The following is a 25318-nucleotide window of genomic DNA, read 5'->3' as shown; positions in this document are numbered from 1 at the left end:
ACACCGTCACGGCCCACATAATCGACACACAGATCGAGCATGTGCGCACCCTCACGGATCTGGTCCCGGGCCATCTCCACACAGTCGTCCCAGCGACCCTCCAGCATCGCCTCACGGAACTTCCTGGACCCATTGGCGTTCGTCCGCTCCCCGATCGCCAGATAAGCCGTGTCCTGCCGGAACGGCACACTCTGGTACAACGAGGCCGCACCCGGCTCAGGACGCGGATCACGCGACACCGGAACAACACCCCGAACCCGCTCCACCACCCGCCGCAGATGCTCGGGAGTCGTCCCACAGCACCCACCCACCAAGGACAGACCGTACTCCCGCACAAAGGTCTCCTGCGCATCCGCCAGCTCCACCGCGGACAACGGATAATGCGCCCCGTCCTTGCCCAGAACCGGCAGACCCGCATTCGGCATGCACAACAGCGGAATCCGCGAATGCCGGGCCAGATACCGCAGATGCTCACTCATCTCGGCAGGACCCGTCGCGCAATTCAACCCGATCATGTCGATACCCAACGGCTCCAACGCCGTCAGAGCCGCACCGATCTCCGACCCCAACAACATCGTCCCCGTCGTCTCCACCGTCACCGAAACGATCAGCGGCAGACTGGTACCCGTCGCATCCAGGGCACGATGGGCACCGAGAACGGCAGCCTTGGTCTGGAGGAGGTCCTGCGTCGTTTCCACCAGCAGCGCATCGGCTCCACCTGCGATCATGCCTTCAGCGTTCTGCTGATAGGCGTCGCGAAGGGTGGTGTACGGGGCATGACCCAGGGTGGGCAGTTTGGTCCCGGGGCCCATGGAGCCCAGGACCCAGCGCTGCTGTCCGGTGGAGGCCGTGAACGCGTCGGCGACCTCGCGGGCGATGCGCGCACCCGCCTCCGAGAGCTCGTGCACACGCTCGGGAATGTCGTACTCGGCCAGCGCCGCGAAGTTGGCACCGAACGTGTTGGTCTCGACACAGTCGACACCGACCTCGAAATACGCCTCGTGCACCGACCGGACGATGTCCGGGCGGGTCACATTGAGGATCTCGTTGCAGCCCTCGAGGTCCTGGAAGTCCTCGAGCGTGGGGTCCTGCGCCTGGAGCATCGTGCCCATGGCCCCGTCGGCCACCACCACCCGGGTGGCGAGTGCCTGACGAAGGGCGTCGGCTCGGGTCCTGTTGTCGGCGGAAGAAGTCGGCGACGAGGCCATGGATGTGCTCCCTGGGATGCGACGGCTGTCGGCTTTGCGGCGCCCTCCATGGAGGCCGCACCCGGCCAGCGTAGCCGGGCGCACCGGACGGCGGCGTCCCGTCCCAGCCGGTGGACGGCATGCCGTCCCCGGCAACCGGGTGACGGCCCGATGATGTTTCGGTCCACCGGGTCTTGACACACTGTCCTGGCGGTAACACCTATTCGGCATCGACCGATAGTGTTCAGCATTGTCGAACTATGGGGAGAAGGGCCGGGCGATGGCGAAGAACATCCAGTCGCTTGAACGGGCGGCGGCGATGCTGCGACTGCTCGCGGGTGGCGAGCGCCGGCTCGGACTGTCCGACATCGCGTCGTCCCTCGGCCTTGCCAAGGGCACAGCACACGGCATCCTGCGCACGCTCCAGGCCGAGGGTTTCGTCGAGCAGGACGAGCCGTCCGGCCGCTACCAGCTGGGGGCCGAGCTGCTGCGGCTCGGCAACAGCTATCTGGACGTGCACGAGCTGCGCGCCCGCGCTCTGGTCTGGACGGACGACCTGGCCCGTTCCAGCGGCGAGAGCGTGCACCTGGGCGTGCTCCACCAGCAGGGCGTGCTCATCGTCCACCACGTGTTCCGCCCCGACGACAGCCGCCAGGTACTGGAGGTCGGCGCGATGCAGCCGCTGCACTCCACGGCGCTGGGGAAGGTACTGACGGCTTTCGACCCCGTGGCGCACAGCGAGGCGCTCGAAGTGGAACGCAAGGCCTTCACGGCACGGACGGTCACGGGCCTCTCGGACTTCGAGAAGCTGCTGGACCTGACCAGGGCGCGGGGCTGGGCCGCGGACATCGAAGAGACCTGGGCGGGCGTCGCCGCCGTCGCCGCACCCATTCACGACCGGCGCCGGATGCCGGTCGGCGCAGTGGCCATCACGGGCGCCGTGGAGCGGGTCTGCAACGGGGCCGAGCTGCGCTCCGAACTGGTGGCCGCGGTGCGGGACTGCGCACGCGCGGTCTCCCGTGACCTCGGCGCCGGCAGGTTCTGACCGAGGGACCCGGCACTCGGCAACCCCTCCGCGGGTCCCCGGCCACTCCCTCGGCAGCTCCCGGCAGGTAGTCGGGCAGGCCCGTTGGCACGACAGCATGCCCCCAGGTCGGCCAGGTCCTGCCTGGCGATCTTTGAGGATCGGCCAGCGGCGTCGGATGCCCGGGTTCTCCCCAGGCCGGCCAGGGCCGAGGGGAAGCGCGGCAAGGCGGGTGGGGGCATTCCCCCTGCCCCCGCCGGCCCCACCGGCCGGAGACTGGTGGAGATCGCCCGCGTACTGGGCTCGGGCGACTCCGACAACGCGGCGTGCCTCCCAGCGGTAGCCGGTGGAGTGCCGCAGCCGTCGTCGTAGGCCCGAGAAGATCGCCCGGACAGGACCCGGGGCGGGCGCTCCCGACCTGCTGTGGCCCGGCACACCACACGTTTCCAGCCATGCGGGCCAAACGGCTTCCGGCCGGTCCACGGGGACTCCGACCAGGCGTGAGGGCGCTCGGGAGCACCTCCCCGGGGCCGCCCCAACGGCCTACACCAGGCGATTCTGATCGTTCCGGCGCATCATCGATAACGATCGGGTTATCAGCCACACAACCCTTGACGTCGTGTTAACCAGGGGGCAAAACTGCCGTTCATCGGTCGGCATTGTCGAACACTTACCGGCAATACGCGCTACAGTGTGGCAACGCCAACGGCCGGTTTCGCTCTCATCCCCCGAGGGCGCGAACCGCGGAGGGACCCGTCGGTTCGCCTTCCCCTGGACGAAGGACAAAGGAGTCGCGGGTGTCCAGCTCCGACATCTTCATCGGCGAGGTCATTGGTACCGCCGTTCTCATCCTGCTCGGCGCCGGCGTCGTTGCCGCCGTCGTGCTCAAGCGCTCCAAGGCGCAGAACGCCGGCTGGGTGGCCATCACCTTCGGGTGGGGTTTCGCAGTCATGACCGCGGTGTACATCGCGGGCCCCCTGTCCGGTGCACACCTCAACCCGGCGGTCACGCTGGGTATAGCGATCAGCAACGGGGACTGGAGCCAAGTCCCCGTCCAGATGGCGGGCGAGCTGGTCGGCGCCATGCTCGGTGCCTTCCTCACCTGGCTCGCCTACTACGGCCAGTTCAAAGCGCATCTGACCGACCCGGAGATCACCGCCCTGCCGCCGCACGAGGAGGGCCTGGTCACCGAACCGGCCGCGCCGAAGGCCGGCCCGGTGCTCGGCATCTTCTCCACCGGCCCTGAGATCCGTGTCGCCTGGCAGAACCTGGCCACCGAGATCATCGGCACGCTCGTCCTGGTCCTGTCCGTGCTCACCATGGGCCTCAATGACAGTGGCAAGGGCCTCGGCACCCTCGGCGGTCTCATCGTCGCCCTGGTCGTCGTCGGTATCGGCCTCTCCCTGGGCGGTCCGACCGGTTACGCCATCAACCCGGCCCGCGACCTGGGCCCCCGCATCGTGCACGCCCTGCTCCCGCTGCCGAACAAGGGCGGCTCCGACTGGGGGTACGCCTGGGTCCCCGTCGTCGGTCCGCTGATCGGTGCAGCCATCGCCGCGGGTATCTACAAGCTCGCGTTCGTCTGACAGACCCGTCCAGAGCCGATCTTCCTCAGATTTTCAGGAGCACACCGTGACCGACGCACACGCCGGCCCGTTCATCGCGGCCATCGACCAGGGCACCACCTCCTCCCGCTGCATCGTGTTCGACAAGGACGGCCGGATCGTCTCGGTCGACCAGAAGGAGCACGAGCAGATCTTCCCGAAGCCGGGCTGGGTGGAGCACAACGCCGCCGAGATCTGGACCAACGTCCAGGAAGTCGTCGCCGGCGCCATCGAGAAGGGCGGCATCGCCGCCTCCGATGTCAAGGCCATTGGCATCACCAACCAGCGCGAGACCACGCTGCTGTGGGACAAGAACACCGGTGAGCCCGTCCACAACGCCATCGTCTGGCAGGACACCCGCACCGACGCGCTCTGCAAGGAGCTCGGCCGCAACGTCGGCCAGGACCGCTACCGCCGTGAGACCGGTCTGCCGCTCGCGAGCTACTTCTCCGGCCCCAAGGTCCGCTGGCTGCTGGACAACGTCGAGGGCCTGCGCGAGCGCGCCGAGCGCGGCGAGATCCTCTTCGGCACCATGGACTCCTGGGTCATCTGGAACCTCACCGGCGGTGTCGACGGCGGTCACCACGTCACCGACGTCACCAACGCCTCCCGCACGATGCTGATGAACCTCCACACCATGGAGTGGGACGAGAAGATCGCCCAGTCCATGGAGGTCCCCATGGCCGTGCTGCCGGAGATCCGGTCCTCCGCCGAGGTGTACGGCCACGTCAAGGGCGGCGTCCTGGACGGGGTCCCGGTCGCCTCCGCGCTGGGCGACCAGCAGGCGGCCCTGTTCGGGCAGACGTGCTTCTCCGAGGGCGAGGCCAAGTCCACGTACGGCACGGGCACCTTCCTGCTGATGAACACCGGCGACAAGATCATCAACTCTTACTCGGGGCTGATCACCACGGTCGGGTACAAGATCGGCGACGAAGCGCCGGTGTACTCGCTGGAGGGCTCCATCGCCGTCACCGGGGCGCTCGTGCAGTGGATGCGCGACCAGATGGGCCTGATCAATTCCGCGGCCGAGATCGAGACCCTCGCGTCGTCGGTCGAGGACAACGGCGGCGCCTACTTCGTCCCGGCCTTCTCCGGTCTGTTCGCTCCGTACTGGCGCTCGGACGCCCGCGGTGTGATCGCCGGCCTGACCAGGTACGTCACCAAGGCGCACATCGCACGCGCCGTGCTCGAGGCCACCGCCTGGCAGACCCGTGAGATCACGGACGCCATGACCAAGGACTCCGGTGTCGAGCTGACCTCTCTGAAGGTCGACGGCGGAATGACATCCAACAACCTGCTGATGCAGACCCTCTCGGACTTCCTGGACGCACCCGTGGTGCGCCCGATGGTTGCCGAGACGACCTGCCTCGGCGCTGCCTACGCCGCCGGCCTGGCCGTCGGCTTCTGGCCGGACACCGACGCCCTGCGCGCCAACTGGCGCCGGGCCGCCGAGTGGACCCCCCACATGGACGCTGAAAAGCGTGACAACGAGTACAAGTTCTGGCTCAAGGCCGTGGAGCGGTCCATGGGCTGGCTCGAGCACGACGAGAGCTGACGAGGAGCTAACAAGAATGACCACCCTGCAGAGCGTTCCCGCACTGGGGACGCACCCGGCCTCCGGTTCCCTGCCGAGCCGCGCCGAGACCCGGGAGCAGCTTGCCAAGGCGACATACGACCTCCTGGTGATCGGCGGGGGCATCCTGGGCATCTCCACCGCCTGGCATGCCGCGCAGGCCGGGCTGCGGGTGGCTCTGGTGGACGCCGGCGACTTCGCCGGCGCCACCTCCTCCGCCTCCTCCAAGCTGCTCCACGGCGGTCTGCGCTATCTGCAGACCGGCGCGGTCAAGCTGGTCGCGGAGAACCACTTCGAGCGGCGCGCGGTCTCCCGTCAGGTCGCCCCGCACCTCTCCAACCCGCTCACGTTCTATCTGCCGGTCTACAAGGGCGGCCCGCACGGCGCCGCAAAGCTCGGCGCGGGCGTCTTCGCCTACTCGGCGCTGTCCGCCTTCGGTGACGGAGTCGGTCACGTCATCTCCCCCGCCAAGGCCCAGCGCGATGTGCCCGAGCTGCGTACGGAGAACCTCAAGGCCGTTGCCGTGTACGGCGACGACCAGATGAACGACGCCCGCATGGCGCTGATGACGGTCCGCGCGGCCGTCGAGGCGGGCGCGGTCGTCCTCAATCACGCCGAGGTCACCGGGCTCCGCTTCACCAAGGGCCGGGTCACGGGTGCGGAGCTCAAGGACCGTACGGACGGCAGCGAGTTCGGCGTCAGCGCCCGTCTCGTGCTCAATGCGACCGGCCCCTGGGTGGACCACCTGCGCAAGATGGAGGACCCCAACGCGGCGCCTTCCATCCGCCTCTCCAAGGGCGCGCACCTGGTGCTGAAGCGCACATCGCCGTGGAAGGCGGCCCTCGCGACCCCGATCGACAAGTACCGCATCACCTTCGCCCTCCCCTGGGAGGACATGCTGCTGCTCGGCACGACCGACGAGGAGTTCGAGGGGGACCCCGCGGATGTCGCCGTCAACGAGAAGGACATAGCCCAGATCCTCGACGAGGCCGCCTTCTCGATCCGGGACCAGCAGCTGTCCCGTGATCTGATCACCTACTCCTTCGCGGGTCTGCGGGTGCTTCCGGGCGGTCCCGGCGACACCTCGAAGGCCAAGCGGGAGACCGTGGTCACCGAGGGTCGCGGGGGGATGCTGTCGGTGGCCGGCGGCAAGTGGACGACCTTCCGCCACATCGGCCGCACGGTGATGACCAAGCTGGCCGAGCTGCCGGGCCGGCCGCTCGCCGACGACATGGAGCCGATCGCACATCTACCGAAGAAGCTCCCGCTGCCGGGCATCGCGAACCCCCGCGCGGTCGCCCACCGTCTGCTGGTGGACGGTCCGGCGCCGGGGCCGCGCATGTCCGCCGACACCGCGCGGCATCTGGCCACGCACTACGGCTCGCTCGCCTTCAACATCGCACGGCTGGCGAACGACAACCCGGAGCTGGCCGAACGCATCCACCCCGACGCCCCGGAGATCTGGGCACAGGTCGTGTACGCCCGCGACAACGAGTGGGCGGAGACCGCCGACGACGTGCTGCGGCGCCGTACCACGCTGACGATCCGGGGTCTGGCGACGGACGACATCCGTGCCAGGGTCGAGGACGTGCTGGGCAAGAAGGCCTGACGGCGGCCGCAGCGGGCGCGCTTCCCGCGGTCCGCACCGACGAGGGCGGCTCCTTTCCGGAGCCGCCCTCGTCGGGCGTTCGGACATCGCATGGCTCGAGGGGCGAAGGGCCGTCATGGGTGTCACCGGCGAAGCCATGGAGAAGATCAAGGGAATGATCCACTCGGGTGACGCTTCGGCCCGGAGACGGCTCCTCGGGGAATGTGGTCTCGCCGCCGCGCTGGGCCTGTCCCGCAACTCCCTGCGCGAGGCCGTGCGTGCACTGGCGCTGGGCCGCGTCCTCGACGTACGGCACGGCGACGGCACGTACGTCACCGGCCTGGCTCCCTCGTGCTACGGGGAAGCGCTGCACCTTGCCGTGGACTTCCAACGCGACGACATGGCCGTGGAGTTCATGGCCGTACGTCACACACTGGAGCCCGGCTGCGACGGCGATGGCCGCGTCGACGACCGGCAAGACCGAGCCGAGTTCGCAGCTGGACGCGCTCGGCCCGGCGGCCTCGGCGGAGGAACTGGTCACGAGCGGCCTGGAGTTCCCTCGCATCATCGCCCGGTCCTGTGGAACTCGGTCCACTGCGCCCTGCTCGACGGCTCTCGTGGCCGGCCCGAAGGGCCCGGGTGCGGCGAGGCCTCACCGGGGAGGACGCGATCAGTCGTGCGCTCCAGGAGCACCGGGCGATACTCGCGGCGCTGCGCGAGCGGGATGCCGAGGGCGACGGTCCGTGTCGTGGGCGGGGAACAGCGGCTCAGGACCGTCCTCCGAGCCGTCGCTGCAGGCCCTCCCGCGGGCCGCTACCCGGGCCGTCGCTCCGCGCCGTCCTTCATGGTCGGGTCCTCCCCGGCCACCCCCGTGAACTGCGTGTGCGGACGCCCCTGACCGGACTCGGGCCGAGCCGCGGAGAACCGCGGACAGCTCGGATGAATGCGGGACCGTACATCCACGTTCACGGAACCCGTACCCCTGCCGTATCGAAGTTCACCCGGCCGTGCACGGGGGCTCGGGCGGGCACTCGCAAAGCCGTAAGGTTGGTCCGTACGCAAGGAAACGTCGGAAGGAGGCACTGGGTGATCGAGCTCGAGGGGGTTCCCGAGCTGATCGACCCGGTCATGGTGGCCGCGTTCGAGGGCTGGAACGACGCCGGCGACGCCGCCTCCACCGCGGTCGCACATCTGGACCGGGAGTGGAAGGGCGAGGTGTTCGCGGCGCTCGACGCCGAGGACTACTACGACTTCCAGGTCAACCGGCCCACGGTGTGGCTGGACGGCGGGGTACGGAAGATCACCTGGCCCACCACCCGGCTGTCCGTGGTCCGGGTCGGCGGCGAGAAGCCCCGTGATCTGGTGCTGGTGCGCGGGATCGAGCCGTCCATGCGCTGGCGGTCGTTCTGCAACGAGCTGCTCGGCTTCGCCCATGAGCTGGGCGTCGAGATGGTGGTGATCCTCGGCGCACTGCTCGGCGACACCCCGCACACGCGGCCGGTGCCGGTCAGCGGTGTCACATCGGACCCGGATCTGGCCAGGACGATGGATCTGGAGGAGACGCGGTACGAGGGCCCGACCGGCATCGTGGGCATCCTGCAGGAGGCATGCACGCATGCCGGAGTGCCGGCCGTGTCACTGTGGGCCGCGGTGCCGCACTACGTCTCGCAACCGCCCAACCCGAAGGCCACACTTGCCCTGTTGAACCGGCTGGAGGACCTCATCGACCTCCGTATCCCGCTGGGCGAACTCCCGGAGGACGCACGGGCCTGGCAGCTCGGCGTGGACCAACTGGCCTCCGAGGACAGCGAAGTTGCGGAATACGTGCAGACGCTGGAGGAGGCACGGGACACGGCCGAGCTTCCGGAGGCGTCCGGGGAGGCCATCGCGCGCGAGTTCGAGCGGTATCTGCGGCGGCGCGACGGTGGGCCCGGACCGGGACAGGCGCCGGGCGGGCACACCCCGGAGAGCGGTGAGGGCGGCTCGTATCTGCGGGACACGTCGAGCGGACGGACGCGGCCCCCGAAACCACCGCGGCCCGAGCCGGAGGCCGGGACGGACACGGGCACGGGCCCGGCAACGGGCCCAGGGACGGGTGCGGAGCCCGGGGAGGGCCCCGACGCCCCTGACAACCCCGAGGGCTGAGCAGGACGACGAGGAGCGGGGTGGTGCCGGCCGGCACCACCCCGCCACGCGTTCCCGTCCTGGCATCCGGTCGACGGCGACCGGGTCGTGCACACAGTGCGGATCATGCAGCGGAGGAAGCGCAGCCGTGCGGTCACGACCGCCCGGAAGCGCTTCCCGCCCCGGTCCGTCAGCCGCAGTGGAAGCGGGCACCCGCCCAGTCGCCGTGGTCACCGCTCTTGGAGCCGTTGGTGTCGGTGACCAGCAGACGTACGTGGCGGGCTCCGGTCACATCCACTTCCGCCTCCACCGTGGCGGAGGCACCGGTGAGCTTCGGCGAGGTCCACAGCACCTTGCCGTCCGCCTCGACCGAGAAGGCGACCTCCCCATAGCCGTTGATCTCGTCGTCGATGCCGACGTCGGCCGTGAAGACGGAGCAACGGGCCCCCAGATGGACCTCGACGACGGAATCGGCATGTGCTCCGATCCCCTTCTCGTAGGTTTTCCCGGCGAGTTGGAGCGCCTGCCCGTCGCCGGCGCCCGATTCGCCGTTGCTGCGGTCGCGTTCGGCCGGACCCCAGCCGTTCGTGGAGGTCAGCCACTCGAGATCGCTCGCCCAGACGTCGGCCGTCGGCGGCTGAGGCACCACTGTGACGGCGAATCCCTGGACGGCAGTGCGGGGTTCACCGGCCGACCGGTACCGCGCGGTCGCGGTGAGCGTCGCCTCGCCCGGCTTCGCGTCCTTCGCGGGGGTGACCGCGACCTCTACGCGTTTCGTCGTCCCTGCGGGGATGCGGTCGATCGTCGCCGCGGGCGTCACCTGCCAGCCCGCCGGGGTGTCCAGTGAGACGGAGACGCCGGTGGCGTCGCGACTGCCCGCGGTGACGTCGACACCGATACGGCCGGGGGTGCCGGCGCCGGGCTCCTGTCCGCCGGGAGCGGTGACGACGGCCCCCGCACCGGGAACGCGTCCACCGACCGCCGCGGTGTTCTTCAGCTCCAGCTCGAAGGCCCGGTCGGTAGGCAGTGCCGTGGTCCTGACCCTGATCACACCACCGCGGTCGTCGCGGTCGTACCACCAGCCCTGTACGGCCGACTCGTAAGCCGCTTCTGAGGTGAACTCGGGCAGTTTGCGTCCGTCGAGTTGCACGGAGCTCGGCGCCTGCCCGGTGTGCACGGTGAAATGGTACGGCCGTGACGTCTGCCTGCCGGTGAACGAACCCTTGGCGGCCCCGAGCCGCACCGTCACGTCCCCGGGGCCGCGCCGCGGGGACACGACATCGGCGCGCTGGGTCGTGTACTTGCCGACGCGGTGCTCGCGGGTCACTCCGTCGTCCTCGTACAGGGTGAATGACGACCTTCCCTGCGGATAGACGTCCCAGGCGAGCGGGGAGTCGGCGGTGCGGTCCGCGTAGGAGCGGATGCCGCCGGGCCACATCGGGACGACGGCGCCTGCCCGGACGAAGAGCGGGAGAGTGCCCAGTGGCGCGCTGTAGTCGTCGACGGTGCCCGGGCCTTCGTAGGTCCGTCCGTGCCAGTAGTCGACCCACGTCCCCTCGGGAAGGTGGATGCCGTCGCGCTCCACCGCATCCTGGTACACGGGTGCGACGAGGAAGTCCCTGCCGCTGAGGAACTCGTACTTGGCCGCGTCGGTCGCCGCCCTGCGGTCGTCGGGATACTCCAGCACGAGCGGCCGGGCGAGACCGACACCCGTCTTCGTCGCCTCGTGCGCATACGAGTAGATGTAGGGCAGCAGTGACTCGTGGAGTTTGAGGTAGTCCCGGTTGATGGAGGTGAACGGCTCTCCGTGGCGGAAGGGCTGCTTGTCGCTCGGGGCCCAGCCGTCCATGGTCATCGTGACCGGGAGGAACATCTTCCACTGGAGATCGCGGGTGTACGTCCTCGGGCTGCCGCCGAAGATGCCGTCCACGTCGCCCGTCGTGTAGGCGAGGCCGGACATGGAGGCGCCCGCATAGGTCGGGATCTGCCAGCGGATGTACTCCCAGCTGCCCGACTGGTCACCGGACCACTGGACTCCGCAGCGCTGCGCTCCCGACCAGCTCTCGGGCGCCCAGGTGAATCCGCGGGCGTCGCTGTTGGCCTCGATGCCGCGGTAGGCATCCTTGCAGCCGTCCAGAGCGAACTTGTAGCCCGCGCCGACCCAGGCGACATCGAGTTTGGCGACGCGCTGACCGGCCCTGACCTGCTCGCCGAGCTTGTCGAGGCCGTCCTCGGTCCACAGGCCGAGCTGGGTCTTGCGCTGCTGGAGGCCCCGGGCGGTTTCTGCAAGGTCCTCGTAGCCGCAGCCGTAGCCGTCGTTGACGAGCATCCAGCCATTGGGCATGTCATGCTGCACATAGCCGTCGGCGACTTTCAGTGCGTCGAGGGTGTGCCGTTCGCCGCGGTTGGCGTTGTGCAGATAGCAGTCGGCGTCCCCGATCTCCAGCCCGTAGACGGGCGGCATGAAGGGCTTCCCGGTGAGGCCGGTGTACTGCCCGATGACGTCCTTGGCGGTCGGTCCCGCGAAGTAGTAGGCGTCGAAGCGCTGTTCCTTGGCGCTCGTGGTCACCGGCTCGCCGAAGGCATAGGTGTTGGGCGCGTAGGTGTTGCGGTACACACCGTAGCCGGCCGAAGAGAGGTAGAAGGGGACGGAGTTGGGGTGGCCTCCGTCGTTCCAGTTGTAGTCGACGCCGACCTCGACGGTCCTGCCGCGGTGCGAGGTGTTGCCACGGCCGTTCTGCATGCCTGCGCCGTAGAACTGCTCGTCCGCGCCGCGCGCGAGGGTCTGGGTAGTACCGGTGCCGTTCCAGGTCAGGCCCCGCGTCTCGGCCCACACCCGGGTTCCGTCCGCCCGGTGGAGGGCGAAGCGCAGCGGTGACTTGTAGGCGTGCAATGTCACCTGTGAGGTGCTGAGTTCGTAGCGGTCACCGCGGTCCCGCCAGCGGGTGGCGGGGGGCGTGCCCTGAGGCAGGACGATATCGCTGCCGGTCGGGTCGGTGAACGCACCGTCCGGGGCGAGCTCCACCCGGAAGGTCAGCGGGGTGAGGAAGCTGACGCGGATCCGGGCCGGTCCGGCCGTCAGCCGGTAGACGGGCCCCTCGGCGGTGAAGCCGGTGACGTCCCCGACGGTGGTGGGCGGTGGATCGGCCTGTGCACTGCCCGGTCCCGCGAGCACCGCGAGGAAGCCGAGCAAGGCCCCGGTCACCACTGCTCTGATGCGCATTCGTGAGTGCATGAGGCGTATTTAGCGCAGAAACGAGCATCAGGCCATGGACAAAACGGAACCGCCCCTGGACTCGTGATGAGCCCAGGGGCGGTTGCGGTGGATGGGACCGTGCTCGGAACACGGCGCCGCGCACAGGGAACGGCAGCGCGGCACCGGCCGGGCCTGGCTACAGGGCGACCCCGAGCAGCGCGTCGACGGCACGCGACACAAGTCCGGGCGCACCCTCGCCCGTACCGCCTTCGTCGTGCTGGAGCGCTGCCCAGCGGTCGACGGCGGCGAGTGCGGCAGGGGCGTCCAGATCGTCGGCGAGGGCCTCTCGGATCTCGTCGACGAGGGCGTCGGCGGGCGGTCCGTCGGGGCGCGAGACGGCGGAGCGCCAGCGGGCCAGGCGGGCCTGGGCCTCCTGGAGCACGTCGTCGGTCCACTCCCAGTCGGCACGGTAGTGGTGGGAGAGCAGCGCAAGCCGGATCGCGGCCGGGTCGACGCCGTCGCGACGCAGCGTGGAGACGAAGACCAGATTGCCCTTGGACTTCGACATCTTCTCGCCGTGCAGGGCGACCATGCCGGCATGCACATAGGCCTTGGCGAACGGGTGCTCGCCGGTGAGGGCCTGGGCGTGAGAGGCACCCATCTCGTGGTGCGGAAAGGCGAGATCGGATCCGCCGCCCTGCACGTCGAAGCCCATGCCGAGGTGGTCGAGGGCGATGGCGACGCACTCGATGTGCCAGCCGGGCCGGCCGCGGCCCAGGCTGCCGCCGTCCCAACTGGGCTCGCCCTCGCGGGCGGCCATCCAGAGCATCGGGTCGAGCGGGTTCTTCTTGCCGGGCCGGTCGGGGTCGCCGCCTCGCTCGGCGGAGAGGACGCGCATCAATTCGGCGTCGTAGCCTGACACTTCCCCGAAGTGGGGGTCGGCTTCAACGGAGAAGTAGATGTCGCCGTCGAGCTCGTACGCGGCACCCGCGTCGCGCAGCCGCTCGACGAGGGGGACGATCCCGGGTATTGCCTCGACGGCACCGATGTAGTGCTTCGGCGGCAGCATCCGAAGGGCGGTCATGTCCTCCCGGAACAGAGCGGTCTCGCGCTCGGCGAGACCGACCCAGTCCTCCCCGTCACGCTGCGCGCGTTCGAGCAGAGGATCGTCGACGTCCGTGACGTTCTGGACGTAGTGAACCTGCCGCTTGGTGTCGAGCCACACGCGCTGAACGAGGTCGAACGCGTTGTAGGTCGCCGCGTGACCCAGGTGGGTCGCGTCGTACGGGGTGATGCCGCAGACGTAGATACGGGCGACGGGACCGGGGTCAAGGGTGATGAGACCGCCGGTCGCGGTGTCGTGGATCCGGAGGTCGCGGCCCTTGCCGGGCAGGGCGGGGACCTCAGAAGCGGGCCAGGCATGCATGTCACGAGCGTAACCGGACGCCTGTTCCGGATACGAACCGGATGCCTCCTCTTGGCCGGTTCGGCACTCTTGCGCGGGGCCATGACCTGGAGGTATGGCAGGAGCCTCCGATGAGCGGGAGGGGCCGCCACACGGGCGGGGAACTACACCGGGGGCCAGGGGATCGCCGGCCAGGTGCCCGACGGTTCCGGATGACGGGACTCCGCCAGGAGCGCGTCGACCCGGGCACGTACGGCGTCCACCTCCGCGGGAGTGAGGAGTTCCGCGAGGCGTGCCGCCAGTGGTCCGCCGTCCGCGAGTGAGGCGGTCAGGGCAGCGAGCACATCCACCACCTCTGTCTCGAGGGGTTCGCCGGCCCAGCCCCAGAGCAGGGTGCGGAGCTTGTCGTCGACGTTGAAGGTGACGCCGTGGTCGATCGCGTACAGACGCCCGTCCGCGGTCGGCAGCAGGTGCCCGCCCTTGCGGTCACCGTTGTTGATCACCGCGTCCAGGACGGCGAGGTGTCTCAGCCGGGGGTCGTCCGCGTGCACCAGGAGTGCCGTCCGGCCCTCCCCCACATCGGCGAGGCCGACCGCTTTCCACCCCTCGCCGGGCTCGTCGTCCTGGACCAGGGCGAGGAGCCCGTCGGCGGACGGGTCCGCCTCGATCCAGAGCTGCACCATGCCCTCGCCGTACGGCCCGTCACGGAGCACGGTCGGCGGCACCAGACCCCACCCCGTGGCCTCGGAGATCTCGTACGCCGCCACCTCACGCTGCGCCAGCGTGCCGTCGGGGAAGTCCCACAGGGGCTGCTCGCCGGCAATCGGCTTGTACACGCAGTGCGCTTCCTCGCCCTCGTGGGCGACAGAGCAGTACAGCACGGCGTTGGAAGCCTCGCGGATCCGTCCCTTCACCGTCAGCTCGCCCTTGGCGAGCAGGTCGAGAGCAGTCACGCTCCGCGGCGGTATCCGTTCTGGCGCGGACATACATGTCCCTCCGGGTCGAGCGGCAGGCTGCACAGCGGGCACGGCGGCCGCCCCGCGTTCACGACGTCCAGGGCGCGCTTGGCGAAGGCCCTCGCCTGTACGCCGGTCAGCCGGACGCGCAGCATCGGCGGGCCGTTCTCCTCGTCCTGCAGCAGCCGTTCCTCAGCCTCCGCCAGATCCTCCTCGGAGTCCGCGTCGAGCTCGACGAGCGCCTGCGCCTCGACGATCATGCGCTGCTCCTCGCCGTCCCAGGCGAGCGCCATGGTGCCGACCCGGAACTCCTCCTCGACCGGGATGTCGAGCGGCGCGGTGTCGGCGATGTCCGTGGGCGCCATGGCCGGCACGGGGGCATTGCCCCCTGTGCGCCGCACCACTTCGTCGAGCAGTTCGTCGATCCGCTCGGCGAGGGCGGCGACCTGGGTCTTCTCCAGGGCGACGCTGGTCACCCGCCCTCCTGCGGAGGCCTGCAGGAAGAACGTACGGCGTCCAGGCAGCCCGACCGTACCGGCCACGAACCGCTCCGGTGGGTCGTAGAGGAACACCTGACGGGACACGTCCTGTCTCCCTTGAGATTCAGCGGGCTTTCGGCCCGTCCACCCTACTGCGCGAACCGATCACGGTGCGCCCGCACCACCCCCGACGACCGCGGTACCGTCCGAGCCCTCCTCCTGAGGCCTGCGCGGCTTGAACGACTCGAAGTCCCCCGTGTCCCCAAGCCGCAGAAGAAAGGGCCGCACCCGGGTGTAACGAACGGCTGTCATGGAACACGGTTCGACATGGATCCGCTGGAAAAGATCGAGATGCATCCCGAGCGCGTCCGCCACCACCGACTTGATGATGTCGCCGTGCGAGCACATCAGATAGACCGCGTCGGGGCCGTGCTCCTCCTCGATGCGCGTGTTCCAGTCGCGTACGGCCTCGACCGCCCGTGTCTGCATCGCGCGCATCGATTCACCGCCCGGGAAGGCCGCGGCGGAGGGATGCCGCTGCACGACGTCCATCAGGGGCTCGTCGGAGAGTTCGGCGAGCTTGCGGCCCGACCAGTCGCCGTAGTGGCACTCGCCGATCCGCTCGTCGGTGTGCAGAGGCAGGCCGGGACGTTCGTCGAGCAACGGCTGAACGGTCTCCAGACAGCGCTGGAGGGGGCTGGTGACAGCGGCGGCGAGCTCCACCCCGGCCAGCCTCCCGGGCAGCGCGGCGGCCTGCCGGGAGCCGCGTTCGTCGAGGGCTACACCGGGCGTCCAGCCCGCGAGCACTCCGGCGGTGTTGGCGGTGGAGCGTCCGTGGCGTACGAGGATCAACGTGGCCATGCCGGCCAGCGTAGGCCGCCCACGCCGAGAAGGTGCGGCCGGACCTCCGGCACGGAAGAATGCGCGCCGTGATCGTGGACTGTGCCATCTACCGGGAGGGACGCCGCACAAAGGGCCCCGGGGACCTCTCCGACGCGCTGGCCGAGGCGCGGGCGGCCGGGGACTCCTTCCTGTGGATCGGGCTGTACGAGCCGACGGAGGACGAGTTCAGTCGCGTCAGCAGTGAGTTCGGCCTGCACAGGCTGGCCGTGGAGGACGCGCTCAACGCGCACCAGCGGCCCAAGCTGGAGGTCTACGACGACTCGCTCTTCGTGGTCCTCAAGCCGGCGGCGTACGAGCCGGAGAGCGACACCGTCTCGGCCGACGAGGTGATGGTGTTCATCGGCAATTCCTTCGTGGTGACGGTCCGGCACGGGGAGAGCTCGCCACTGCATGCCGTGCGGATGCGTCTGGAGGCCGAACCGCAGGTGCTCAGGCACGGACCGACGGCCGTCCTGTACGCCGTCAGCGACGCCGTGGTCGACCACTACATCGAGGTCGCGGCCGAGCTGCAGATCGACCTGGAGGACATGGAGGCCGCCGTCTTCGCCCCCGACGCGAGGGACTCGAGGAACACAGCCGCCCGGATCTACGCCTTCAAGCGTCAGCTTCTCGAGTTCCGCCGGGCCACCGTGCCGCTGGTCGGCCCGATGACCCGGCTGGCGGGTGGCGTCGTGCCCTTTGTGCACGAGCACTCGCAGCCGTTCTTCCGGGACGTCAACGACCATCTGACACGCGTCAACGAGCAGGTGGAGGGGTTGGACCGGCTGCTGTCGGACATCCTGTCGGCGCATCTCGCGCAGATGGGCGTACGGCAGAACGACGACATGCGGAAGATCTCGGCATGGGCGGCGATGGCCGCGGTCCCCACGATGGTCGCGGGCATCTACGGCATGAACTTCGAGCACATGCCGGAGCTGCGGTGGGTCTGGGCGTACCCGGCGCTGATCCTGCTGCTGGCCGCGGTGGAGGTGGGTCTGTTCCAGCTGTTCAAGCACCGCGGCTGGCTGTGACGGTGTGCCGGTGGCGACCGGGGGCCCGTGGTCGGTCGTCGGCCGTACCGATTCGCGGACCGGCCGTGCTCGTGTCGCGGGCGATCAGACCACGGGCGCCGTGGCCGGCGGGCCGCCGAGGGCGTTGCGGCGCTCGGGCATCGTCAGACTGACCATGCGCCGCCAGCCGCCGGCACGCTCGTACGCGTACATCGCCCGGATACCGGCGGCGAGCACGACGGACTTGGCCCTGGGCCACTCGAGCAGTCTTCCCATGTGGGCCATGACGGAAAGACTGACGTCCCGGTAGATGACGATCTCGGTGAGGGCGCACTCCCGGAGGGTGCGCTGGATGGTGCGGCCGTGACCGGCGTAGGCCAGCCGGAGCAACTCCTCGTGACAGTAGGCCAGGTGGTTGTCCTCGTCATGGCAGATCTGCTTGATGGCCTTGCCGACCTCCGGGTGCTCACCGAAGCACTTGACCAGCATGTCCATCTGGTCCGCCGCCCGCTGCTCGGTGACACGGCTGTGCGACAGGTAGACGAGGATGTCCCGCTCGGTGAGCCGTTCGTCGCGGCGCAGCTTGTCGTGGGCGAGGCCGATGCCCTGTTTCTCCAGGAGCATCGTGTAGTCGGTCTCGGGCGGGACGGCGACCGGGTCGAGGCCGCGCTTCTTCAGCAGGGCGTTGAAGATGCGGCCGTGCTTGTCCTCGTCGGCACCATGCCGGGTGATCTTGGGGGCGAGGTCGCGCATGGTCTCGGGTACGAGGGCGGCGATCCTGCCGTTCTCCCAGCCGCCTTGGGTCTCACCGCTGGCCGCGATCGAACAGAAGAGCTGATACGCGTCGTCGTCGTCGATGATTTCCTGGAACAGGCTTCGGGCCGAGATCATGACTGCCGCCTCCGGTCAGGTGTCCGCAGAGAACGAGTCAAATGCGGATGGGCCGGACAGGCAACCGAGAGGAACGACGACTCGGCCGAAAGTAGGAGCGCGGCGGCGTGCGGCCCACGCCCCCGCTCCGGAGCACACGGGGCCCGGGGCGTGACCCGGGGCCGCGTTGCGCGTTAGGAATCGTGACGGCCGTGGCGGGGATGACCCCCGAGCCCCCACCACGGCCGCAGGCCTGCTCGGACCCTGTGCGCGTGCGTGCGATCGCACGGCGGAGGAAGGAGCCCACGCGGAGCGTGGGCGACCGACGACAACGCTGCGAGCGTGCGACGTGCGGGGGCATACGAGCCCGGCAAGATCCAAACGAGAGGCTCTAGGCGAGTCCGGAGCGCTCGAGGGCGTCTGTGCCGGCCCGCAGGGCGGCGAGACGCTCGTCCAGGGTGAAGCCGGCGGGGGCGAGCGTCAGGGTGGTCACTCCGGCGGCGGCGTACGCCTGCATCCGCTCGGCGATCCGCTCCACGGAGCCGAGCAGCGTCGTCGAGTCGATCAGCTCGTGGGGCACGGCCGTGGCGGCGCCCGCCTTGTCCCCGGAAAGGTACTTGTCCTGGATCTCCGCCGCTTCCTTCTCGTAACCCATGCGCTGGGCGAGCTGGTTGTAGAAGTTCTGCTTGCGGCTGCCCATGCCACCGACGTACAGAGCGGTGTAGGGACGGAACATGTCGGCCAGGCCGGTGACGTCGTCGCCGACGGCGAGCGGCACGGTCGGACAGACGTCGAAGCCGTCCATCGTCTTCCCGGCCTTCTCACGGCCCGCGCGGATGTGGCGGATCGCGGTCTCCTCGAGGTGGTCGGCGGAGGGGAAGATCAGCAGGGCGCCGTCGGCGATCTCCCCCGTCTGCTCCAGGTTCTTCGGGCCGATGGCGGCGATGTACAGCGGGATGTGCTCGCGCTGGGGGTGGACCGTCAGCTTGATCGGCTTGCCGGGGCCACCGGGCAGCGGGAGGGTCCAGTGCTCACCCTCGAAGGAGAGGCGCTCACGGGTCATCGCCCTGCGGACGATCTCGACGTACTCGCGGGTGCGGGAAAGGGGCTTGTCGAACTTCACGCCGTACCAGCCCTCGGAGACCTGCGGCCCCGAGACGCCGAGGCCGAGCCGGAAGCGGCCGCCGGACAGCGAGTCGAGGGTGGCCGCGGTCATCGCGGTCATCGCGGGCTGCCGGGCGGGGATCTGGAGGATCGCCGAACCCACGTCGATGCTCTCGGTCTGGGCGGCCACCCAGGCGAGGACCGTCGGCGCGTCCGAGCCGTACGCCTCGGCCGCCCAGCAGACGTCGTAGCCGAGACGGTCCGCCTCCTGGGCGACGGCGAGGTTGTCGCTGTCCATACCCGCGCCCCAGTAGCCGAGATTGATGCCGAGCCGCATACCGCTCCCCTTACCGATGAGTAACGTCCTTCTCGCGGACTCTACGCGGTGGCGCGGCATCCGTCAGCGGTCACCGGACGTGAGGTTCGCAGCCGGTTCGGGGGCAAGTTGTCCACAGGGTCGCTCCGTGTGCGGCCGTGGCCAGTAATCTCGCGGCCATGGAGCAGAGGCATCTCGGCCGTACCGGCCTGCGTGTGTCCCGGATCGGGCTCGGCACCCTCACCTGGGGGCGGGACACCGACGAGCACGACGCCGCCGACCAGTTGAAGGCCTTCTGGGAGGCGGGCGGCACGCTGGTCGACACCGCCGACGTGTATGGCGGCGGGGAGGCGGAGTACCTGCTCGGGCGGCTCGTGGAGCGGCTCGTTCCGAGGCACGATCTGGTCATCGCGACGAAGGCGGGGAGCGTGCTCGAGCCCGACCGCCGGTTCGACGGCTCGCGCGGGCATCTGCTGGCGGCGCTCGACGCGTCGCTGGACCGGCTCGGGACCGACCATGTCGATCTCTGGCAAGTGCACGCTTTCGACCCGCTGACACCGCTGGAGGAGACGCTCCAGGCGCTGGACCTCGCCGTGACCAGCGGGCGTGCACGGTATGCGGGTGTGTCGAACTTCTGCGGCTGGCAGCTGGCGAAGGCGGCGACCTGGCAGCTGGCGGCGCCGGGCGTACGGACCCGGCTGGCGAGCACACAGATGGAGTACTCCCTGCTGCAGCGCGGCGTCGAGCGGGAGGTGCTGCCCGCGGCACTGGACCTGGGGGTGGGGCTTCTGCCGTCGTCACCGCTGGGGCGCGGGGTGCTCACCGGCAAGTACCGCAACGCCACACCGGCGGACTCGCGAGGGGCTTCGGAGATGATGGGCGCGTTCGTCGAGCCCTATCTGGACGACACGGCGAGCCGGATCGTGGATGCGGTGACGACAGCGGCGGACGGTCTTGCGACGACCCCGCTCGAGGTGGCACTCGCCTGGGTCCGTGACCGCCCCGGCGTGGTGGCCCCGATCGTCGGCGCACGCAACGCGCAGCAGCTTGCGTCGGCGCTGTCAGTGGAGGCCCTTAGTCTTCCTGACGAGATCTGCCAGGCGCTCGACGATGTGTCGGCGCCCGTGCACCGCTATCCCGACCAGGACTGGAGCACGCTGTGACTGCGCTTCCCGGGGCGACCCCCGGACCCCCGGCCGACGAGCACGAGGACGCTGCCCTCGACCACGGTGGCGGCGAGCCCGAGCGACCCGCAGCGGACGGCGGGGTGGCTGCCCGGGCCGACGCGGAAGGGACGGACCCGACCGGGACCGAGCCGGCCGGAGCCGAAGCGGCAGCGACGCATACGACCGGTGCCGAAACGGCCGCGGTTGAAGGGCAGGGGACGGACGGCGGCGATCCGCCCGCCACCACGGACGGGGCGGACTCGGGGGCCGCCGGGCACGGTGAGGTGTCCGAGGCGCAGGCCGAGCTGGACGCTCAGCGGGAGCTGCGGGCGCGTATCGAGCAGCGCAAGGCGGAGAAGGCGGGCCCCGTCGAGGCGGGGGCGAAGTTGAGCGGGACGGCGGCCGATCTGCTCGCGGCAGTACGGGCCGTGGAAAGCGGGGAGAAGCCGGGGAGCGAGTTCTTCGCCGCGCCCACCGCACCACGCCGGCCGGCGGCCTCGTCCGTCCCCGCGCCGGCACGGCCGAGGGTGCCCGAGCCGGAGCAGGGTCCGCGGCAGGCGGCCCCGGAGACCGTGGCGGCCGTACTGGAGGTACTGGTGACGGGCGGTGCGCCCGAGGGGCTCGCGGCACGCGTTGCCGGTGTGCTCGGCGAGCAGGCCGCGCGGGCGCTGCGCGAGGACCCCTGGCGGCTGCTGGCCGTGCCGGGCGTACGGCCCGAGCAGGCCGACGGGTTCGCCCGGGCGCTGCTGGGCGCTGAATGCGGGCCGGGGGACGAGCGACGGGCCGTGGCAGTGGTGACCTGGCTGCTGGAGCAGGCCGCGTTGCAGGGGCACACGGCCCTGGAGTCGTCGGTCGTGCGCAAGGGGCTGGACGGCCGCTCCGTGCCCGACCCGGAGGCGGCACTGCAGCACGCCGTCGCCGAAGGCGCGGTCCTGGTCTTCCAGGACGGGCTCGACGGATCGGTCGGCCCGGACGGCGCGGAGACGGAGGAGTCGGAGGCAGAGCCGCCGAAGGCGGGCGCGGACGACACGGGCGCGGACGACACGGGACGGCAGGAGCAGCCGGCGGCCGTGCCGGTCCTGGTCGGTCTCGACCGCTATGCGCTCGCGGAGGAGAGCCTCGCGGACGCCCTGGCCCGGTTGGTGCGGACGGGACCGTCCGACACCTGGGACGGGCCAGAGCTGGTAAAGGCGGCTGCCGGACACGGGCTCGTGCTGCACACCGGTGGTGAGGCGGCGCGCTCCGAGCCGGTGGCCCTGATCGAGGCGGCCCGCGCGCTCGGGCTGCGGGCGGCGGTCGCCGTGCACAGCGAGAACGGCCGCCGTCGCCTGGGCGGGGACGCCGTGACCGTACAGGGACTGATCTCCGGTACCCAGGGTCCCGGCCGTGACGAGGACGGCGCCCTGGCTCTCGACCTGCTCGCCGTCCTGGACGCACCGCAGCTGGACGTCGAGACCGCCGCGATGCTCGCCGAATCGATGGCCGACGGCAGCCGGCTGGTGCTGAGCGGCGACCCCGGGGTGCTGTGGTCGGCGGGCGCCGGCCGGGTCTTCGCCGATGTGCTCGCTGCACGGGTGTGCCCGCACATCGCGTCACGCACGCCCGACCCCGGGCCGATCGGGGAGCTGGTCTCCGGCATCGGGATCGGTGAACTGAATCAGGTCGCGGCCCCGGGCAAGGAGGTGGTGATCGTTCCCGTCCGCGATGCAGGCGAAGCCGTGCACCGCACGGTCCAGCTGGTCGCCGACTCGGTGCCGCGGGCGATCGGTGTTCCCGCCTCGGCGACCCAGGTGATCACAGTCGGCCACGGCGGGTCGGCTGGGACTCGTGCGCTCAACGCGGCGCTCAAGGAGCGGCTCAACCCCGGCCCGGGCAGGTTCGGCGGATTCGACGCCGGCGACCGCGTCGTCTATGTCCCGGCAGCCGGGCGGACCGTCTGCGGCACCGTGGTGTCGGGCGACGCACAGGGCCTGCGGATCGATTGCGACGGCACGCCTGTCGTTGTGCCGAAGGACCGGGTCGAATCGGCGGTGCGGCACGGCTGGGCGCTCACCGCACACCAGGCGGCCGGAATGCGCTGGCCCGCCGTGGTCGTCGTGCTTCCGGGCGACGCTGCGCAGAGCCTGAGCCGCCCCTGGGTCTACACCGCCTTCGGCCGAGGTGAGCGCCACCTCTCCGTGGTGCACGGTGTGGAGCCGGCACTGCCGCACGCCGTCTCACAGATCCCGGCCCAGGAGCGTACGACCCGGCTGCGCGCTCTGCTGGAGGGTCTGCTGGCCTCGGCGCACTGAACCCGAACCTGAACCGGCTCCGCAGCCGCACCTCCCCCGTTCCCACTGCTCGGCCGGCCGAGCAGTACAGCTGCGCCGGCTGGGGGCGGTGACCGGCACCACCGCGGCCGCTTGTGCGGATGACGGGTTCCGGAGATCGTCATGACCCAGGGCGCAGCCATGCATCGGGCGGTTCCGGTCCGTCCGGCGTTCGGCGCGGGTGATGCGACGGCACCCGGACGGCGTGGGAGATCGACCAGCGCCGAGACCGTGCGGGCAGGCCACAGCGCCCTGCCCGCACGGACCGTGGAGTTCCCCGGGCCTGCCCCGGTCCACGGGACGCTATGTGCCGGCCGTGTCCAGGTCGTCCAGATCCTCGTCCATGTCGTCCTCGTCGAACACGGCACTGACGTCGAAGCGGCAGACGACCAGCTCCGGATCGGACTGGTCGAACGGCGTGCTCAGCCACTCCCCCGGCTCGGGCAGCTCGTCCACCGCGGAGACCCAGAGTGTGGAGTCCCCTTCCTCCAGGCCGAATTCCTTGTGCCTGGAGGCGATTTCATCCGGTTCGTACTCACCGAACAGCACGCCCAGCGCAGCATGCACGCTGGTGCCGACGACCGCGGCCGCGACTGCCTGGTCCGTGGTCGCGTCGCGATCCGCATCGGCGATGCGCTGCGCCTGGGCGAGCAGTCGCTGCGGCTCCGCCACCGCATAGTCGCGGCGGATGAGGACGCTCACGGCGTTCGGCTCGTCGGGGCCCGCGTACGGCGGCAGGGAGTCGTCCGCTCCGGGGATCTCGAAGGGGGTGACCTCGTCGTAGCGGTCGTACAGGCGTTCGTCGTACGCCTCGGCCGCGGCGGCCAGTGCGTTGAATGCGTCGTAGACCGCCGGGTCGTCCTCTCCCGTTCGTCGTTCGACCGCTTCGAGGTGGCGGTCCAGCGCGGCTTTGACCGCCTCTGCGGCGGCGCGAACCTCGGCAGCCGTGGGCTGCGCAGGAGCGGATGCATCAGACATAGTGCAGACGCTATCCGTACCTGGGCTGTGCCCGCACAATAGATGCGATGCCGGAATATGAATTTGTCGACGTGTACGTTCCACGCGGGGTCTCTCGCAAGGAGGCGACCCGCCTGCTGACCGACCATGCCGAGTACGGACACTGGGAGTTGGACAGACTGAGTCTCCACCGGGACGGCAGTCGTAGGGTGCGGCTGCGCCGGCGCATCATCCGTCAGGTACGCGCCACATGGTGAGCACCCGCTCCACATAGGAAGGAGCCGGCCCGCTACTGCGAGCCGACTCCTTTGTGTCACCGCACGGCTACGCCGAGGTGCGGGCCCTGCGGTAGAGAACCGCACCGCCGAGCAGCAGTCCGGCACCCGCGGGGATCACGAACCCGAGCGAGCCGGCACCGGTGTGCGCGAGCTGGTCCGTGGGCGTGGACGGGGTGACGGTGTCGGTGTCCGGGGTGTTCGGAACGGAGGGCTCGATCGGCGTTCCGGAGTCCCCGGGCCCACCCGGCTCTCCCGGCTCACCAGGTTCCCCCGGCTCTCCCGGCTCACCAGGCTCTCCCGGCTCTCCCGGCTCACCAGGTTCCTCCGGCTCTCCCGGCTCTCCCGGCTCACCAGGTTCCCCCGGCTCTCCCGGCTCTCCCGGCTCTCCCGGCTCACCAGGTTCCCCCGGCTCACCCGGAACGTTCTCGCCCGGGCCGTTGGCGCAGCCATTGCCGACGGCAGCGTTGCCGAGGCCGCCGATCGTCACACTGTTCCCGCATGCGTTCACGGGCACGTCGACGGGTACCTGGACCGTGTTGCCGGAGCCGACTCCTGGCGAATTCGCCGTACTGCCCTCGGCATGGGCGCCGCTGCCGTTCTGCTGCGCATTGACGCAGCGGTTCCCGAACGCGGGGTTCAGCACACCGATGACATTCACGGTGTTGCCACAGACATTGACCGGCACATGCACCGGGACCTGGAGCGTGTTCCCGGAGAGCACACCCGGGGAATCCGAGGCACCGCCATGGGCCCCCGCACCCCCGTGCGCGTGCGCGTATCCACCGCTGAGGACGAGCACGCCACCCGCGGCCGCCACGGTGATCAGGCCTTTTCGCGTGACCTGTCGCATAGGTAGTTCCCTGCCTTCTGACTTCCGGAGTGCCCCCGGGCGCTGTCGCGCGGGGGCGGAATGCCAACGGCTCCGGAGCACATGGCGCGCACTCCGGAGCCGCCTTGTTCAGCCCTTACAGGCGAGGCACAACGTCACGCGTTGACGCAGGTGTTGCCGAAGGTGGGGTTCAGCAGCCCGATCACGGAGACCGTGTTGCCGCACGCGTTCACCGGCACGTGAACGGGCACCTGGACGACATTGCCCGAGAGCACGCCGGGAGAGTTCACGGCAGCACCCTGGGCGCCCGCGTCGGCAAAGGCCATACCCGCACTCGCGAGCACGAGACCACCGGTGGCAGCCGCAGCAGCGACGACCTTCTTGATCATTATTCCTCCTTGTTGGCAATGCGATCCCAGCCGCGGACCGCACACCTGTAACGAGGAGGAGGTAATGGGGCT

Annotated in this window: 20 protein-coding genes and 1 pseudogene; 10 read left to right on the top strand and 11 right to left on the bottom strand. The window is 70.1% G+C overall.

Annotated features, from left to right (window positions below):
- Positions 1-1208 (bottom strand): homocysteine S-methyltransferase family protein (locus tag AC068D_RS31295; protein ID WP_478826475.1); only part of this gene is annotated, 1208 nt, incomplete at its 3' end.
- 259 nt (positions 1209-1467) lie between these two features.
- On the opposite strand from AC068D_RS31295, the gene AC068D_RS31290 reads away from it, so the two are divergent.
- From AC068D_RS31290 to AC068D_RS31265, 6 genes and pseudogenes are all read left to right on the top strand, one after another.
- Entirely contained in the window at positions 1468-2232 is a 765-nt protein-coding gene (locus tag AC068D_RS31290) for an IclR family transcriptional regulator (protein ID WP_478826491.1), read from the top strand.
- Positions 2233-3008: 776 nt separating this feature from the next.
- Positions 3009-3797 carry an MIP/aquaporin family protein gene (locus AC068D_RS31285; RefSeq protein WP_478826474.1) on the top strand — a complete coding sequence of 263 codons (789 nt, stop codon included), beginning with the start codon at positions 3009-3011 and terminating at the stop codon, positions 3795-3797.
- Positions 3798-3843: 46 nt separating this feature from the next.
- Complete coding sequence (glpK, locus tag AC068D_RS31280; RefSeq protein WP_478826473.1) at positions 3844-5370, top strand: glycerol kinase GlpK; 1527 nt, start codon at positions 3844-3846, stop codon at positions 5368-5370.
- A 16-nt stretch (positions 5371-5386) separates the two neighbouring features.
- Positions 5387-6997, top strand: a complete 1611-nt coding sequence (locus AC068D_RS31275) for a glycerol-3-phosphate dehydrogenase/oxidase (RefSeq protein ID WP_478826472.1) — start codon at positions 5387-5389, stop codon at positions 6995-6997.
- A 115-nt stretch (positions 6998-7112) separates the two neighbouring features.
- A pseudogene (locus tag AC068D_RS31270) lies at positions 7113-7757 on the top strand (FadR/GntR family transcriptional regulator); the annotation flags it as partial.
- A 305-nt stretch (positions 7758-8062) separates the two neighbouring features.
- The gene (locus tag AC068D_RS31265) at positions 8063-9121 is read left to right on the top strand and encodes a PAC2 family protein (protein ID WP_478826471.1); all 1059 of its coding nucleotides are present in this window, start codon (positions 8063-8065) and stop codon (positions 9119-9121) included.
- A gap of 169 nt (positions 9122-9290) precedes the next feature.
- Here the strand turns inward: AC068D_RS31265 and AC068D_RS31260 are convergent, their stop codons facing one another.
- The 5 genes from AC068D_RS31260 to AC068D_RS31240 all read right to left on the bottom strand — a co-directional run bounded on the left by AC068D_RS31260 (position 9291) and on the right by AC068D_RS31240 (position 15997).
- Positions 9291-12335 carry an NPCBM/NEW2 domain-containing protein gene (locus AC068D_RS31260; RefSeq protein ID WP_478826470.1) on the bottom strand — a complete coding sequence of 1015 codons (3045 nt, stop codon included), beginning with the start codon at positions 12333-12335 and terminating at the stop codon, positions 9291-9293.
- Positions 12336-12492: 157 nt separating this feature from the next.
- Positions 12493-13722 (bottom strand): cysteine--1-D-myo-inosityl 2-amino-2-deoxy-alpha-D-glucopyranoside ligase, encoded by a 1230-nt coding sequence (gene mshC, locus AC068D_RS31255; protein WP_478826469.1) that lies wholly within the window; start codon positions 13720-13722, stop codon positions 12493-12495.
- Positions 13723-13865: 143 nt separating this feature from the next.
- Positions 13866-14687 (bottom strand): SCO1664 family protein, encoded by an 822-nt coding sequence (locus AC068D_RS31250; protein ID WP_478826468.1) that lies wholly within the window; start codon positions 14685-14687, stop codon positions 13866-13868.
- Positions 14651-15241, bottom strand: coding sequence for a DUF3090 domain-containing protein (locus AC068D_RS31245; protein ID WP_478826467.1), 591 nt, complete (start codon positions 15239-15241; stop codon positions 14651-14653). The genes AC068D_RS31250 and AC068D_RS31245 overlap by 37 nt, the downstream gene beginning before the upstream one ends.
- Before the next feature lie 60 nt (positions 15242-15301).
- Entirely contained in the window at positions 15302-15997 is a 696-nt protein-coding gene (locus tag AC068D_RS31240) for a histidine phosphatase family protein (RefSeq protein ID WP_478826466.1), read from the bottom strand.
- Positions 15998-16056: 59 nt separating this feature from the next.
- Here AC068D_RS31240 and corA point away from each other — a divergent pair, with 59 nt between their 5' ends.
- Positions 16057-17049 (top strand): magnesium/cobalt transporter CorA, encoded by a 993-nt coding sequence (corA, locus tag AC068D_RS31235; RefSeq protein ID WP_478826465.1) that lies wholly within the window; start codon positions 16057-16059, stop codon positions 17047-17049.
- Between the two features lie 84 nt (positions 17050-17133).
- Here the strand turns inward: corA and AC068D_RS31230 are convergent, their stop codons facing one another.
- On the bottom strand, positions 17134-17919 hold the full coding sequence (locus AC068D_RS31230) for a ferritin-like domain-containing protein (RefSeq protein WP_478826464.1): 786 nt from the start codon (positions 17917-17919) through the stop codon (positions 17134-17136).
- A gap of 370 nt (positions 17920-18289) precedes the next feature.
- Positions 18290-19339, bottom strand: coding sequence for an LLM class F420-dependent oxidoreductase (locus tag AC068D_RS31225; protein ID WP_478826463.1), 1050 nt, complete (start codon positions 19337-19339; stop codon positions 18290-18292).
- Positions 19340-19497: 158 nt separating this feature from the next.
- Between AC068D_RS31225 and AC068D_RS31220 the strand changes: the two genes are divergently transcribed.
- Together AC068D_RS31220 and AC068D_RS31215 are read left to right on the top strand one after the other, a co-directional pair.
- Positions 19498-20481 (top strand): aldo/keto reductase, encoded by a 984-nt coding sequence (locus AC068D_RS31220; protein WP_478826462.1) that lies wholly within the window; start codon positions 19498-19500, stop codon positions 20479-20481.
- Positions 20478-22775, top strand: a complete 2298-nt coding sequence (locus AC068D_RS31215) for a helix-hairpin-helix domain-containing protein (protein ID WP_478826461.1) — start codon at positions 20478-20480, stop codon at positions 22773-22775. Before AC068D_RS31220 ends, AC068D_RS31215 begins: the two co-directional genes overlap by 4 nt.
- A 321-nt stretch (positions 22776-23096) precedes the next feature.
- Here AC068D_RS31215 and AC068D_RS31210 read toward each other — a convergent pair whose 3' ends face one another.
- Entirely contained in the window at positions 23097-23771 is a 675-nt protein-coding gene (locus tag AC068D_RS31210) for a hypothetical protein (RefSeq protein WP_478826460.1), read from the bottom strand.
- A gap of 47 nt (positions 23772-23818) precedes the next feature.
- Here AC068D_RS31210 and AC068D_RS31205 point away from each other — a divergent pair, with 47 nt between their 5' ends.
- Positions 23819-24007 carry a DUF5703 family protein gene (locus AC068D_RS31205; protein ID WP_005319466.1) on the top strand — a complete coding sequence of 63 codons (189 nt, stop codon included), beginning with the start codon at positions 23819-23821 and terminating at the stop codon, positions 24005-24007.
- 67 nt (positions 24008-24074) lie between these two features.
- On the opposite strand, the gene AC068D_RS31200 is transcribed toward AC068D_RS31205, so the two are convergent.
- The gene (locus AC068D_RS31200; protein WP_478826459.1) at positions 24075-24878 is read right to left on the bottom strand and encodes a chaplin; all 804 of its coding nucleotides are present in this window, start codon (positions 24876-24878) and stop codon (positions 24075-24077) included.
- Between the two features lie 134 nt (positions 24879-25012).
- Positions 25013-25246: a chaplin ChpH gene (gene chpH / locus AC068D_RS31195; RefSeq protein ID WP_478826458.1), complete on the bottom strand. Its 234-nt coding sequence runs from the start codon at positions 25244-25246 to the stop codon at positions 25013-25015.
- Positions 25247-25318 lie beyond the last annotated feature (72 nt).

The organism is Streptomyces sp. NPDC043861 (assembly GCF_056435905.1).
Note: the sequence above shows the minus strand (reverse complement) of the source record. Positions and strands in the feature narration are given on the sequence as shown.